We start from the raw sequence: 15,483 nt of genomic DNA on the forward strand, positions 1-15,483 counted from the left end.
CTTGCGATCACATTTTGGGATATGAAGAGCTTTTTGGCGACTTCTAAATCATTTTTATCGATTTTTATCAGTGATTTATTTTCTTTTAATAAGATTGTTAAGAAAGTCGAACTCTTTAGCAAGTGACTTGATATAATTATTTATATAGACTGCGGTTTCTCTAGTTTGAGAGCCAAACGCTAAGTAGCGTATCGCTGATATGGGATATATCGACTTTCGAAATGTTACGTAGACAGGACTGAACATGAAAATATTCATAATGCGCCACGGTGAAGCAGAACATTTTGCGGACTCGGATGCAGAACGAGCGTTAACCAAGCGCGGGAAAATGGCATCTCTTGCAGTGGCTCAAGCTGCAAATGAGCAGGGGATTAGTCAATTCGATAAAGTGCTTGTGAGCCCATATTTAAGGGCACAAGAAACGTGGTTAGAAATCTCTCAGGCGTTTTCTGGAAAGAAAGTAGAAACCTGTGATGATATTACGCCTTATGGAATGTCCGACGACGTGTTTGATTTGACCGTAGCAATGGCAGAAGTAGAAAAACTAGAGACCATTTTATTTGTTTCTCATTTACCTCTAGTGGGCTACTTAACAGCAGAATTTGCAACGGGCATGGCGCCACCTATGTTTCCGACGTCAGGTTTGGCTTGCATTGAATTCGACCTTGAGACACAAAAAGGCGAGTTACTTTGGAACATCAATCCATAGTCGAGGTTATATCTAACCTGTAGGCTGAAAGATAACAAAGAAAAGGGCACCTCAATGATTTGAGGTGCCCTTTTCTGTTTTTGACGTTAGGGGAAATAGTGAGTCAGGGTTATTTGTCTGGAATAGCAAGCAAAACCAACAACGCACCGTTACCACCAAACTCTAAAGGTGCTTGGTGAAAGGCCATCACGTCAGGGTGCTGCGCTAACCACAAAGGTACCTTCTGTTTAAGGATGTGTTTACCGATACCGTGCTGAACGCAGGCACATGCCACGCTCTCTTTCACGCAGTGCGCAATCATGGCACCTAACTCACGTTTCGCTTCTTGTTGAGTCATACCGTGCATATCAAGATACACATCAGGTACGTAGACACCACGACGTAAGCGCTTCACCTCATACTTAGAGACATCATCACGCGCATAACGTGTTGGGCCTTCTTCGCTAAGATGCGGAATGAACTCATCCGAGAAATAAAACTCGCTATCACTGGCTTGTCTTGCCGTGCGAGTAATTTCTTTTTGCTTGGCATTTCTTTTTGGCTGCTGGACTATGGTATCCTGTTGCAACTTTTTAACGCCCTTTACTGCATCGTTGAATAGGGCGAAATCGTCATCGAAGTCGGTGTCTTTTTTGCTCATCAGGTTATGAATTCTAATTAGAAACGTAATTAGCAGTATTGTAGCGCTTTTCGGAGACAATTTTGGATAAGATTTTTGTAGAAGAAGCGGTATCAGAACTACACACGCTTCAAGATGTGATTCGTTGGACTGTTAGTCGCTTTAACGCAGCGGGCCTTTTTTATGGTCACGGCACTGATAACGCGTGGGATGAGGCGGTACAACTTATTTTACCTACTCTTTATCTGCCGATTGATGTTCCTTCGCATGTTATGAACTCTCGTCTAACGAGCAGCGAACGTCTGCGTATTGTTGAGCGCGTAATCAAGCGTATCAATGATCGTACACCAACGGCTTACCTAACCAACAAAGCTTGGTTCTGTGGTCTAGAGTTCTTCGTTGACGAACGCGTTCTTGTGCCTCGTTCGCCAATTGGTGAGCTGATCGAAGCTCAATTCCAACCTTGGTTAACTGAAGAGCCAACGCGCATCATGGACCTTTGTACGGGTAGTGGCTGTATTGCTATTGCTTGTGCTCATGCATTCCCTGACGCTGAAGTAGACGCGATTGATATCTCTACTGACGCATTGCAAGTTGCTGAGCAGAACGTTCAAGATCACGGCATGGAGCAGCAAGTGTTCCCAATCCGTTCAGATCTTTTCCGTGATTTACCAAAAGAGAAATACAACCTGATCGTATCGAATCCACCTTACGTGGACGAAGAAGATATGAACAGCTTGCCAGAAGAGTTTACTCATGAACCAGAACTTGGCCTAGCGGCAGGTACTGATGGACTGAAATTGGTTCGTCGTATCTTAGCTAACGCGCCAAACTACTTAACGGATGATGGTATTCTGATCTGTGAAGTGGGCAACTCAATGGTTCACATGATGGTTCAGTACCCAGAGATTCCATTCACTTGGATTGAATTCTCTAATGGTGGTCATGGCGTATTTATGATCACTCGTGAGCAGCTAGTGGCTTGCGCAGATGAGTTCTCTCTCTACAAAGACTAAGCTTTGTATCGAAAAAGCTTCTTTGATTAGATTCGGGTTACCTTCGTTATTAAAGAAACCCTATCTGTATTAATTTAAACGCCATGCAGCAGTGCATGGCGTTTTTTATTGCCTAAATTTTGGATATCGTACTTAGCGTTGAGGATTTGTTGCATATTATTTGGTTGCTTAATATGAATAATTATCACATATTGATGGTCAATGTTTGGTCGTTTTAGTGAGTTAAGGAGAATTCGCGATGAGCTTTGATACATGGATTTATTATTTATTAGCGGTGCTGATTTTGACAGCTTCGCCCGGGCCAAGCTCTTTATTATGCATGACCAAAGGTGTGCAATCTGGCTTTAAATTATCGATATTTACCGCGCTGGGTAGCTTAACTGCGATTACTGGAATTCTAACGTTATCGTTTACCGGGCTAGGTGTGATTATCGCTTCGTCTGAGGTGGTATTTAATGTCATTAAATGGACAGGAGCCGCTTACCTAATCTACCTTGGTTGGAAGTCGCTACGTTCTAGTCAGCAAGATTATGACAACCTATCCAATCAACAATCCGATTCTAAATCTGTTAAAGAAAGTGCTGCGCAGCATTACCTCAGTGGCTTTATTGTTGGCGCGAGCAATCCCAAAGCTATTCTATTTTTTACCGCACTTTTCCCACAATTTATTGACCCATCGATCGCTCTGGTTCCACAGTTCACCGTGTTTGCTTTGACCTTTATTGTAATGGAATTGTCTTGGTTATTGGTTTACGCCTATTTAGGGGCTAAATCGTCAAATTGGTTGTTTGCTAAAGGCCGAGCCAAGGTATTCAATCGTGTCACTGGAGGTGTCTTTATTGGGGCTGGCGCACTGCTTTCGACGACAAGTCGAGCATAGCTTTCGATTTATCAAATTGTTGAATAGTTACAGAAGTTTCTTGGTGTTGTAATAAAAGGTTAATATTAATGTGCTTGCTGATATCGGCATAAAGTCGATATATTGGTGTTACACCATCACGTTCTCGAGGAGAGACATATGCAGCATCAAGAAATGATTCAACACAGTAATTTCGGCGTTATCAGTCGCACTTGGATTTTCTCTACCCTTTCTCTAATGGGTATTCTTGCTCTAATGTAGTCAGTTTTATGGCTCAATATTTTCAGTTTTTATTATGAATACACTTGTTAAAAAGTCTTCAAAGTCAGAACTCTTACTCTCGTAAATGTGGCTCTTCTCATCAGTCTAGCCACTTAGCTTTTCCTCTTCTTAGCAGTACCTTTCTCTCAGTAACTTTTTTTCTCTGAATAATCTCTTTGTCTGATTAACCCTTTTATCTCAATAGACTCACTGCATAACCTGATCTGAAGTTGTTATCAAACTGTGATAATCTTAAATCATCTTTTATCTACAGTGTGCCTCTCATGTCTGTCTGGGATTCTATTTCATTTAACAATCGATTTACCGCATTACCTCGACTGTTCTATACCCCAATTCAACCTACACCGCTCAGCAATGTCCAATGGCTCGCATGGAACCATAATCTTGCGAATGAACTTGGCTTTCCGTCATTTGAAAACGCTTCCGAGGAATTGCTTGAGACGTTATCTGGCAATATTGAACCTGAGCAATTCTTGCCTGTAGCAATGAAATACGCAGGTCATCAGTTTGGCTCTTATAACCCGGACTTAGGTGATGGAAGAGGGCTGTTATTAGCGCAAGTTGTCGCGAAAAGTGGTGAAACGTTCGACTTACACCTTAAAGGTGCAGGTAAAACCCCCTATTCACGTATGGGCGATGGTCGTGCGGTTGTTCGCTCAACGGTTCGTGAGTATCTATGTAGCGAAGCGATGGCGGGTCTTAATATCCCAACCACACGTGCGTTGGCGATGATGACCAGCGATACGCCGGTTTATCGTGAGAAGCAAGAGTGGGGCGCATTGTTGGTGCGCGCTGCTGAGTCACATATTCGTTTCGGTCACTTTGAACACCTGTTTTATACCAATCAGTTGGCAGAACATAAATTATTGGCCGACAAAGTCATCGAGTGGCACTTCCCAGAATGCCTCGATGAAGATAAACCATACGCTGCCATGTTTAATGAGATTGTTGATCGCACTGCGGAAATGGTCGCGCTGTGGCAAGCGAATGGTTTTGCTCACGGAGTCATGAATACCGATAACATGTCGATCATCGGCCAAACCTTCGATTACGGTCCGTTTGCTTTCCTAGATGAGTATGACCCGAGATTGATCTGTAATCACTCGGATTACCAAGGTCGTTATGCTTTTAATCAGCAGCCAAGAATTGGATTATGGAATTTGTCGGCACTGGCTCATTCTCTTTCGCCGCTGGTGGATAAAGCCGAACTTGAGGCTGCACTCGAACAATATGAACCACAAATGAATGGTTATTTCAGTCAGATGATGCGTCGTAAGTTGGGGCTGCTTTCGAAACAAGAAGGTGACAGTCGTTTATTTGAATCTATGTTTGAGTTGATGTCGCAAAACAAAGTCGACTACCCAAGATTCTTTAGAACGCTGTCGAACTTGGATACCTTGCCGCCACAGGGAGTGATTGATTTGGTTATCGACCGCGCGGCAGCGAAGCTATGGATGGATAACTACTTACAACGCTGCGAATTGGAAGACAGTTCAGTGGCAGGTCGCAGCGAAAAGATGCGACAAGTGAACCCGAAATACATCCTCAGAAACTACCTTGCCCAACTCGCCATAGATAAAGCGGAACGCGGTGATAGCAGCGATATTGAAGCATTAATGGTGGTTCTGGCTGACCCTTATGCAGAACATCCAGACTACGAATATCTGGCAGCTCTGCCTCCTGAGTGGGGCAAAGCCATGGAAATCAGCTGTTCCTCTTAACCTTCTATGATTCTTTGAGTCGCTAAGTACAGGTAGAGGTCACTAAGATGTGATCTTTATCTGTTTGTTCGTCTAACTTTACAAACATGTCAATAATCAAATAATCGGCCAGCCTATACACTATGTGAATAAGTTGTAAATTTAATAGGTTTGGGCGATGCCAACAAATACTCGAATTCTCGTGGTGGATGATGATCAAGAAATCCGCGAGCTGCTGGAAGAGTACCTTACAAAATCGGGCTTCGATGTCTCTTCTGTTGGAGACGGTGTTGAATTGGAAACCCACCTGCAAAGCCAAGGTTATCCAGACCTGATTCTGCTCGATGTTATGCTCCCCGGTGACGATGGTTTTACCTTGTGTCAGCGAGTTCGAAAGCAATCTAATGTGCCAATCATCATGCTGACAGCGGTATCGGATGAAACCGATCAAATTATTGGTTTAGAAATTGGTGCCGATGATTACATTGCGAAGCCATTTAGTCCGCGCCAATTAATGGCTCGTATCAAAGCACTACTACGCCGTGTTCAAGTGGTGGATGACAAGCCAAGTGATGCACTGCCAAAGCAGATTATTTTTGGTGATTGGACGCTCGATACACTCGCGCATCGAATCTCCCACAATGAAAATTCAGAAGAAATGGACTTGTCCGGCAGCGACTTTTCTTTGTTGATGCTGTTCTTAACTCGTCCTAATGAAGTTCTCGACCGTGACACCATCTCTTTCGCCACCAGAGGTCGGGAAGCGCTGCCTTTTGAGCGAGGCATTGATGTGCAGCTTAGTCGCCTGAGAAGTCGGCTGGGCGACAGTGGTAAATACCCTCACTACATCAAAACTATGCGCGGTAATGGCTACATTCTTGCTGTACCGGTTCAGTATGAACACTAAGCATGACCTACTATTAATGAAGTAATGCTAATAAAGTATTTCCAATGAAGTATTCCGGATGAAATATCTCGTATGAACTGGATGAGTTGGTTGAAACCAAATTCGTTAGTCGCAAGAACCTTATTGTTGACGCTGTTAGCCGTGGTGATAGCTCAAGGTATCGCAACGTCTATATGGTATAGCGAATCAAAACACAAAGAGCTGGAAGGGATTCGTTCTGCGTCGTCGAGCATGGCGAACATGTTTGCTTCAACGGTGACTTTTTTCCAATCTCTACCCGTTAAATATCGTCATATCGTGCTGGATCAAATACGCAATATGGGCGGTACGCGCTTCTTCGTTTCTTTCAATAAAGAGGCTTTGATTGTCGAACCGATCCCCGATACCCGTTTAAAAACCGCCTCGATTGAAGCGATAGAAAGTGTTTTGAGTAGCAAACTCAATAAAGTGGCGTCAGTGCGGGTTGATTTTTCTCGTCCTGAACACCTTCGCTTGCTCAAAAATGACATCTATTTAAGCGATCTCCCGCGATCTTGGGCACATCATACTTTAACGTTAGAACCGCTGAATCCACCCATTCTGGTTGTACAAATCGAATTGACCAGCCATGAATGGGTATACATTGCGGCTTTGTTGCCTGCTCCATATGTGAAACTCGACGATACGATTCTTGGCAGAGAGCAGGTGATCTTCTTAGTTTCTTCAACGCTTATTCTGCTGGTTCTAACTTACTTGATGATTCGTCGCCAAGTGCGTCCTCTTAAAAAGTTAGCAAGAGCCGCCAATGAGATGAGTATGGACATTCAGCAACCCCAACTGAAAGAAGAAGGGGCGACTGAACTGGTCACCGCAACCCGAGCCTTTAATCGCATGCAGCAACGGATTCGTCGCTATGTTGCCGACCGAGAGCACCTTTTTTCTGCGATCTCCCATGACTTAAAGACACCAATAACACGTCTAAGATTGCGTGCAGAGTTGTTGGAGAGTGAAGTAAAGAAAGACAAATTCAATAAAGATCTCGATGAGCTCGAGATGATGGTCAAAGGTGCTTTGCAAGCGGTAAGAGACACCGATCTACACGAGAATAATGCCATTATTGACCTCAATGAAATGGTGCTCTCTGTGATTGAATCTCATAACCAGTACCAAACAAAGGTAGAGTTCGAGCCGGTCGTCATTGAGCCATTGGTCGCGAAACCACTGGCGATTAAGCGTGTACTGACCAACTTAATCGACAACGCAGTTAAGTATGGTTCATCTGCCGTAGTGGAAGTTAGTGGTGATGAGCTTTGGGTGGTCGTGACTATTCAAGACCGTGGTAATGGCATTCCAGAAGACAAACTAGAGATGGTCTTTGAACCTTACTTTAGGCTTGCAACCGACGACCAAGGACACGGACTTGGCCTCGGGATCTGCCGAAATATCCTGCACGGACACGGCGGAGATCTCATTATTCGCAACTCCTCTCAAGGCGGCTTAGAAGCCAAAGTCTATATCCCCACAGGCCTAGAAGTGTAATGTAACAATTGTGTTACATAGGGCTTACCTTTTGTTTCAATCTTATCAATCAGAATAAGTAGACTCTTTATTGAACCGGACGTCGAGTCCGCTAAAACATGGAAGATAATAATGAAAATCAATAAAACCCTACTTACTCTATCTCTTCTTGCTGCCTCAACATTTTCTCAAGCTGGTGAAGTGGAAGTGCTTCACTGGTGGACTGCCGGTGGCGAAGCGAAATCCGCAGCGGTACTGAAAGAGATGATTGAAGAACAAGGCCATACTTGGAAAGATTTTGCTGTTGCTGGTGGCGGCGGTGAAAGTGCGATGACCGTTTTAAAAACGCGAGCAGTATCAGGCAACCCTCCATCTGCCGCGCAGATCAAAGGTCATGATATTCAAGAGTGGGGTGGTTTAGGTTTTCTGACGTCTCTCGATGCGACTGCCAAACAAGAACAATGGGATGAGTTACTGCCAGAGGTGGTGACTAAAGTGATGAAGTGGGATGGCGAATATGTGGCGGTTCCTGTCAACGTTCACCGTGTTAACTGGCTTTGGGCTAACCCTGTTGTTTTAGAAAAATCGGGCGTTACGGTTCCAACTACGTTAGATGAGTTTTTTGTTGCTGCAGACAAGATTAAAGCAGCTGGCTTCATTCCATTGGCTCACGGTGGTCAACCTTGGCAAGACGCAACCGTATTCGAAGCGGTGGCTCTTGATGTTCTAGGCAGTGAAGATTACAACAAAGCGTTCGTTGATCTTGATATGGACGTATTATCTGGCGACAAGATGGTGGAAGTGTTCACCAAGTTCAAAAAGATGCGTGACTACATCGACAGCAACTCTCCAGGTCGTGATTGGAACGTCGCAACTTCAATGGTTATCAATGGCGAAGCCGCGATGCAAATCATGGGCGATTGGGCGAAAGGTGAGTTTACTGCGGCAGGCAAAGTGCCGGGTAAAGATTACATCTGTGCACCAGCTCCAGGTACTGACGGCCAATTTACCTTCAACATCGATAGCTTTGCGTTCTTTGAGTTAAGTGACAAAGAGAACCAAAAAGCGCAGCAAGACCTAGCGAAAACCATTCTTACTAAAGACTTCCAAGAAGTCTTCAACCTTAACAAAGGTTCTATCCCTGTACGTCTAGATATGGATATGTCTAAGTTTGACCAATGTGCGTTGGACTCAATGGCAACCTTCAAAGCGAGTGCTGAATCGGGCGATCTTGTTCCGAGTATGGCTCACGGCCTAGCGACAACAAGCTACGCTCAAGGCGCTATCTATGACGTAGTGACCAACTTCTTCAATGAGAAAGATGCCGATCCGAAACAAGCGGCAGCTAAGTTAGCAAAAGCCGTGAAAGCGGCTATCTAATCTAACTTGATAAGCGACACACAACGCACGAGAGTGACGGGTTGTGTTGCTTTATCGAACCCCCAGGGTGGGTAGGCTCGTAGGGAGCCTATCTGCTCTTCACTCCCAATTCTAATATGCGTGATGCTGATGTGGTGCCGAAAGGTAAGCCATTGGCTCGATTGTGCAACAAGGATAAGTTATGGAGCATGTTTTGACTGAGTCGACTCCAAAACCCACAAGGAGCCAGCCTGCACCGAAACCGAGTTTTGCTGACAGGTTGCAACATTGGTTACCTAAAATTGTGCTGGCGCCAACTGCGTTAGTGACCGTGGTGTGTATCTACGGTTATATATTTTGGACGGCCGCATTGTCGTTCACCAACTCTCGATTTCTTCCGAGCTTCAACTTCGTTGGTTTAACCCAATATGAAAAGCTGATGGATAACGATCGTTGGATCACCTCGATCACCAACCTCGGCGTGTTTGGTTTTCTATTCATGGCGATTGCTATCTTGCTAGGTGTTGGTTTAGCGGTATTGCTTGACCAAAATATCCGTCAAGAAGGCGCGATTCGTACTATCTACCTCTACCCAATGGCGTTGTCATTCATCGTGACGGGTACGGCGTGGAAATGGATTCTTAACCCGGGTCTTGGCATTGAAAAACTGATGCAAGACTGGGGATTTACTGACTTCAAATTTGACTGGCTCGTCAATTCTGAAATGTCGGTTTACACCTTAGTGATTGCAGCACTTTGGCAGTCTTCTGGATTCGTGATGGCGATGTTCTTAGCCGGTCTGCGTGGCATCGATTCTTCAATCATCAAAGCGGCTCAAATCGATGGGGCAAGCTTACCCACTATCTATCTCAAAATCATTTTACCTTGCTTGCGCCCTGTGGTTTTCAGTGCGGTGATCATTACTTCTCACATTGCAATTAAGAGCTTTGACCTTGTGACGGCAATGACGGCTGGTGGCCCGGGTTATTCATCGGATCTTCCTGCGCTATTCATGTATGCCCACTCCTTTACTCGTGGTCAAATCGGCCTTGGTGCTGCCAGTGCCATGATGATGCTTGCCGGCATTCTAGCGATTCTCGTGCCTTATCTTTACTCTGAACTTAGGGAGAAAAAGTCATGATGAATAACATCAATTTTGCTCGAATCTTTATTTATTCAGCACTGCTTTTCTTCTGTTTAGTGTACCTAATGCCATTGTTCGTAATGGCGCTGACGTCATTCAAAACTCTGCCTGATATCAAGGCGGGCAACCTGATGAGCTTGCCAAAAGAGTGGGTGTTCGACGCTTGGTATAAAGCGTGGGACACCGCTTGTACGGGCGTGAAATGTGAAGGCATCAAAGGCTATTTCTGGAACTCGTTCCAAATGGTGATTCCTGCGGTTGCGATTTCAACATTGCTCGGTGCATTCAATGGCTATGTCGTGACGAAATGGCAATTCAGAGGTTCAAACCTGTTCTTTAGTTTGTTGTTATTTGGCTGCTTCATTCCATTCCAAGTGGTGCTACTACCAATGGCAACTATGCTCGGCAAGATGGGGCTAGCGAACACAACCGTCGGCTTGGTGATTGTGCACGTTATCTACGGCATGGCGTTTACGACACTGTTTTTCCGTAACTTCTATATCTCGATTCCTGATGAATTGATCAAGGCGGCAAAGCTCGATGGTGCTGGCTTCTTTACGATTTTCTTCAAGATCTTATTACCGATCTCGACACCAATCATCATGGTGACGGTGATCTGGCAGTTCACCGCGATTTGGAATGACTTCTTGTTCGGAGTGGTCTATTCCGGCTCAGATACTCAGCCGATCACCGTGGCATTAAACAACCTAGTCAACACCAGCACTGGCGTTAAAGAATATAACGTCGACATGGCTGCCGCGATCATCGCCGCACTGCCAACGCTGTTGGTGTATGTCTTCGCAGGAAAATATTTTGTTCGTGGCCTAACGGCAGGATCAGTAAAAGGATAATTACCCATGGCAACATTAGATTTAAAACAGATCCGTAAAACCTATCGCAACGCGGACAACGAAACGTTAAAGGGCATCGACATCAGTATCGATTCGGGGGAATTTTTGATACTTGTCGGCCCTTCGGGGTGTGGGAAATCCACCTTGATGAACACCATCGCTGGGCTAGAGAATATTAGCTCGGGTGAGATTGTAATTGATGGCATAGACGTGGCGCAGGTTGAACCTAAAGATCGTGATATCGCGATGGTATTCCAGTCGTACGCGCTTTATCCAAACATGACGGTACGCGGCAATATCGCTTTCGGTTTGAAGATCCGCAAGATGCCGCAACAAGAGATCGATGCTGAGGTTAATCGAGTGGCTGAAATGCTGCAAATCGAACAACTGCTTGATCGCAAACCGTCGCAACTTTCTGGTGGTCAGCGTCAACGTGTCGCGATGGGACGCGCTCTAGCTCGTCGTCCTAAGCTGTATCTATTTGATGAGCCGCTTTCTAACTTGGATGCCAAGCTGCGTGTTGAGATGCGTCATCAGATTAAACGTCTGCACCAGAAGCTGAATACCACGATTGTTTATGTAACCCATGATCAGATTGAAGCTATGACACTCGCTGATCGCATCGCAGTAATGAAAGACGGTGAACTGCAGCAGTTAGGCACACCGCAAGAGATTTATACCAAGCCAAACAATATGTTCGTGGCGGGTTTTATGGGTTCACCATCTATGAACTTCATTAAGACCATGGTGGATTTGGATGAGGAACAGAATCCGATTATCAAAGTAACTGGCACGGCGGAGCAAGAACACCACATTCGTTTGCCACAGAGTATGCGCGACCAAGATGGCAAAGAGTTGGTGATAGGGCTACGTCCTGAGCACATTACTGAGCAGCAGGGTGATGATGTTTCCGCCTCTACAAAGCTAGACTTACAGCTAGAGGTATTGGAACCGACAGGGCCAGATACCATCGCAATGGTTAAAGTGAACGACCAAGAAGTCGCGTGTCGTTTATCGCCAGAATTTGAAGTTTCCGTTGGGCAAATGGCACCGCTGCATTTTGACCTATCCAAAGCGGTATTCTTCGATGCTCAAACCGAAGCGAGAATCGACTTCTAATTTCTAACTTCTAGTTGCTGAGTTAGTTTAACAATCAAAGTTCATGTCTAAATCAAAGGCAGTATCACCAACTAGTAATAAGTAACGTGATGCTGCCTTTTTCGTTGTCTATACTTGCTTTTTATTCCTTATAAAAACAGAGGGGTAAACGATATATATGCTTCTACTGCAATAATATCGTGATTTAGTATCCCTTAGCTCTATAAAGCTGACGTAGAAACGCGTAGGATCACACTACTTTAGATCAAATACTAGGTTGCACTTTGGTGCATAGACAGAATAAAACATGAAACTAACAGCAAAACCAGCGGCGAATAACGCTTTACTTATTTCTATTACGACACCGGATTTTAAAGGTGACGAAGCAAAAGAGTCTCTTGCCGAACTTGCTCGCTTAGTGACAACCCTAGGGTTTAAAGTCGTCGGAACACAATCGCAACATCACAGCTCATCACAACGACAAAACGTGCTGGGTGCCGGTAAGCTTGCTGAAATTGCACACCTAACTGGTTATCAAGGCTCTATTGAAGAAGCAGAAGATGAAGACTTTATTGATGAGTCGTTTGATTTTAATGTTGAAATCGATGAGCTAGATTTTGATGATCTTCCAACGGGCAACTTCCAATACGGTGCCGCTGATGTTGTGGTATTTGACTGTGATTTAAGCCCATCTCAAATGCGTACTGTTGAGGCGAGTTTGGGTGTGGAAGTATTTGACCGTACTGGCATCATCATCGAAATCTTTAGCCGTCACGCTCGTACTCGTACTGCTCGTCTGCAAGTTGATATCGCTCGTCTAAACTACTTAGTGCCACGACTTCGTGAAACGGCTGAGGGTGATAAAGAGCGTCAAATGGGTCAGGGCGCAGGTGAAACTTCACTAGAGCTAGACCGTCGTAACGTACGTGACCAAATTGCTGCGCTTAAGCGTGAGCTAGTAAGCGTACAAGATGAAATGAAGACCCGACGCACAAGGCGCGCGGAGCTTTTCACTGTTGCTTTAGTTGGCTACACCAATGCCGGTAAGTCTTCGATGATGCGTGCAATGACCGCAACCGAAGTGGTCGGTGAAGATAAACTGTTCGCAACGCTAGACACCACCGTTCGTGCACTTCAGCCAATCACTCAACCGCGTATCTTGGTTTCAGATACCGTTGGTTTCATCAAGAAATTGCCACACGATCTGGTTGCATCATTCCACTCAACGCTAGCAGAAGCGCATGACGCTTCATTGCTGCTTTATGTCGTTGATGCTTCTGACGTTTCATTCCGCGCACAACTTGATGTGGTACACGACGTATTAGCACAAGTGGGTGTTGAAGGCAGCGAAAAACTATTAGTGCTGAATAAGTGCGATAGATTGACTGAAGAACAGCAATTAGAGCTGATCGAAGAATTCCCAGATGCGATGCTAACGTCGACTCGTGATCCGCTAGATATTACGAAACTGCACAAGTACATCGTTGGTGTTGCTGAAGAAGGCATGATCGAAGAAGAGATCACTATCCCTTATTCTGGCCAAGGCATCATCGGTGAGATTCGCTCAAATATGAGTGTGGTTAAAGAAGAGTACGACTACGAACACATCAAATTAACGGTTCGTTCAAGCGCCATTGATTTAGCGCGACTGAAAAAGCGTATGCAGAAGTCTTAATCTTTTAGCCAGCTTAAGAAAAATGACCAAAAGAAAAGCGACCCGTTAAGGTCGCTTTTTTTATTCGTTGAGCTTAATTAACGCTGTATTGAAATGCCTATGCCATTCTTTGCGTCGGCTTCCAACGTGCTAGTTCTGGGTCAAGCTTGATACCTTGCGAAGTCAGCAGGTTAACACGTGCTAAGTAAGCCGCACCGTGCATCAGGTGCTTAGCAAGGTCGACCGCATTACGCTGTTGGTAATCATCTAGGTAGCTGTCTTTTGCCCATGCGTTGAATGCGCCAAGTGCCGGGCCAGCCCATACTTGGTAATCCATCTCACGACCTTGTTCACCGGTGTTTGACCAGCGGCTAGAAAGCCCTAAGTACCAACGGAAGATCAACGCCATCTTACGCTTTGGGTTGCCTTCAGCTCGTTCGATCTGTTTAGGATCGCGCTCGTTAAAGTGCGCCACAGTTCCCGCCCAAATGTCATCCAGTGTTGAACGGAATACTTGCTTCTCAAGCTTCAGGCGTTCTTCTACTGGAATCGCTTCAATCGAGTCGTAACGTGTGTATAGCTCATACAGTTTATTGGCACGCATTGGGAACAAGGTGCCGCGCTTAACCACCTGCAGTTTCACGCCCATTTCGAACATGTCTGCCGCCGGAGCCATAGTCACGTCAGCCATTTCGGTTGTTGAAAGCAGCTTACGAGTGTGTTCGCTCGCGCCAGCCTCAACACACGCTTGGTTGATAGAGCCGGTAACAATGTATGCCGCACCCATGTTAAATGTCGCTAGAGCAGCGTCAGGTGTGCCTACGCCACCACCACAACCGACACGTAGCGGTGTTTTGAATTGGTACTGAGCTTGGATTTGCTCTTTCAGTGCAAGAATCGTTGGTAGCAGTGTTACTAGCGGACGATTATCTGTGTGACCACCAGAATCGGCTTCTGCAGTGATGTCATCGGCCATAGGAACCAGCTGTGCCAGTTCCATTTGCTCTGCTGTGATTCGGCCTTCATCAACCAGAGCCTGCAGCATTTTTACAGGAGCAGGCTGCATGAATTTACTCGCGACTTCAGTACGGCTTACCTTGGCAATAACTTTGTTGCCTATCTGAACCTCACCTTGTGCATCGCGGCTAAGGCCTGCAGCACGGTAGTGAACGATTTGCGGTGTTAGACCTAAGAAGGCAGAAGCCTCAACCGTTTTCACTTTGTGCTTCAAAAATAGTTCAACACTGCCACGTTCTAGCGCGGGTTCGCTTGGGCTGTGAATTAGGTTGAACGCATAAGGGCCGTTTGGCAGTGCTGCTTGAATACGGTTGATCGCTTGCTCAACGCGAGACGGGATTAAGCCCGCCGCGCCAAATGAACAAAGAATGCCAGCTTGACCAAGCGCAATTACCAACTCTTCAGATGAAATGCCGTTTGCCATTGCGCCTGCATAGTAAGCGTATTTCACGCCGTGGCAGCGACGAAAATCTTCGTCGCCTAGGCTTTGTGTACCAAGAGCTGGAGCAAATGCGCTAACAGGTTGACTGTTTGCTGAGCTTGCTGAATCACCCGATGCAATCTCTGCTTGTTGGCTAACGCCTAAACCTTTTTCTGGGTGGTTCACGACGTAACAAGCAAGGCTTAAGTCTTTCAATATTGTCGACATTACTGCGTTATCAAAGCGAGTTGTGCTCTCTTCGATCTGCCAAGGCCACGGAGATAGCTTTTCGTTATTGATTGTAGTTTGAGTTGTCATACTAAATTCTTTCCTAGTTCTCTGTCTCTGTC

At 45.4% G+C, this 15,483-nt stretch carries 13 protein-coding genes; 11 read left to right on the top strand and 2 right to left on the bottom strand.

Going from position 1 to position 15,483, the window contains the following annotated elements; genetic code table 11:
• The first annotated feature begins 244 nt into the window (after nt 1-244).
• The gene (gene sixA, locus AACT19_RS08965) at nt 245-709 is read left to right on the top strand and encodes a phosphohistidine phosphatase SixA (RefSeq protein WP_017076794.1); all 465 of its coding nucleotides are present in this window, start codon (nt 245-247) and stop codon (nt 707-709) included.
• 109 nt (nt 710-818) lie between these two features.
• Here the strand turns inward: sixA and smrB are convergent, their stop codons facing one another.
• Nucleotides 819-1,349, bottom strand: a complete 531-nt coding sequence (gene smrB, locus AACT19_RS08970) for an endonuclease SmrB (protein ID WP_004736048.1) — start codon at nt 1,347-1,349, stop codon at nt 819-821.
• Between the two features lie 62 nt (nt 1,350-1,411).
• Here smrB and prmB point away from each other — a divergent pair, with 62 nt between their 5' ends.
• The 10 genes from prmB (at nt 1,412) to hflX (ending at nt 13,716) form a co-directional block, all read left to right on the top strand.
• Nucleotides 1,412-2,344, top strand: a complete 933-nt coding sequence (gene prmB / locus AACT19_RS08975; RefSeq protein ID WP_076646024.1) for a 50S ribosomal protein L3 N(5)-glutamine methyltransferase — start codon at nt 1,412-1,414, stop codon at nt 2,342-2,344.
• A 238-nt stretch (nt 2,345-2,582) separates the two neighbouring features.
• Nucleotides 2,583-3,224, top strand: a complete 642-nt coding sequence (locus tag AACT19_RS08980) for a LysE family translocator (protein ID WP_017087910.1) — start codon at nt 2,583-2,585, stop codon at nt 3,222-3,224.
• A 524-nt stretch (nt 3,225-3,748) separates the two neighbouring features.
• Complete coding sequence (locus AACT19_RS08985) at nt 3,749-5,206, top strand: protein adenylyltransferase SelO (RefSeq protein ID WP_076646025.1); 1,458 nt, start codon at nt 3,749-3,751, stop codon at nt 5,204-5,206.
• Between the two features lie 157 nt (nt 5,207-5,363).
• A complete protein-coding gene (locus AACT19_RS08990) occupies nt 5,364-6,092 on the top strand; it encodes a response regulator (protein ID WP_017076788.1) in 729 nt (242 codons plus the stop codon).
• A 72-nt stretch (nt 6,093-6,164) separates the two neighbouring features.
• Nucleotides 6,165-7,610 carry an ATP-binding protein gene (locus AACT19_RS08995; protein ID WP_017076787.1) on the top strand — a complete coding sequence of 482 codons (1,446 nt, stop codon included), beginning with the start codon at nt 6,165-6,167 and terminating at the stop codon, nt 7,608-7,610.
• A gap of 111 nt (nt 7,611-7,721) precedes the next feature.
• Nucleotides 7,722-8,969 (top strand): ABC transporter substrate-binding protein, encoded by a 1,248-nt coding sequence (locus AACT19_RS09000; protein WP_004736057.1) that lies wholly within the window; start codon nt 7,722-7,724, stop codon nt 8,967-8,969.
• Between the two features lie 181 nt (nt 8,970-9,150).
• Entirely contained in the window at nt 9,151-10,089 is a 939-nt protein-coding gene (locus AACT19_RS09005) for a carbohydrate ABC transporter permease (RefSeq protein ID WP_010439457.1), read from the top strand.
• Nucleotides 10,086-10,943, top strand: coding sequence for a carbohydrate ABC transporter permease (locus AACT19_RS09010; protein ID WP_076646026.1), 858 nt, complete (start codon nt 10,086-10,088; stop codon nt 10,941-10,943). Before AACT19_RS09005 ends, AACT19_RS09010 begins: the two co-directional genes overlap by 4 nt.
• A gap of 6 nt (nt 10,944-10,949) precedes the next feature.
• The gene (locus tag AACT19_RS09015) at nt 10,950-12,062 is read left to right on the top strand and encodes an ABC transporter ATP-binding protein (protein WP_017091002.1); all 1,113 of its coding nucleotides are present in this window, start codon (nt 10,950-10,952) and stop codon (nt 12,060-12,062) included.
• A 286-nt stretch (nt 12,063-12,348) separates the two neighbouring features.
• Entirely contained in the window at nt 12,349-13,716 is a 1,368-nt protein-coding gene (gene hflX / locus AACT19_RS09020; protein ID WP_017076784.1) for a GTPase HflX, read from the top strand.
• A 97-nt stretch (nt 13,717-13,813) separates the two neighbouring features.
• On the opposite strand, the gene pfaD is transcribed toward hflX, so the two are convergent.
• Nucleotides 13,814-15,451, bottom strand: a complete 1,638-nt coding sequence (gene pfaD, locus AACT19_RS09025) for an eicosapentaenoate synthase subunit PfaD (RefSeq protein ID WP_076646027.1) — start codon at nt 15,449-15,451, stop codon at nt 13,814-13,816.
• Nucleotides 15,452-15,483 lie beyond the last annotated feature (32 nt).

The organism is Vibrio sp. 10N.222.47.A9 (genome assembly GCF_963872585.1).
Lineage (GTDB): Bacteria > Pseudomonadota > Gammaproteobacteria > Enterobacterales > Vibrionaceae > Vibrio > Vibrio splendidus.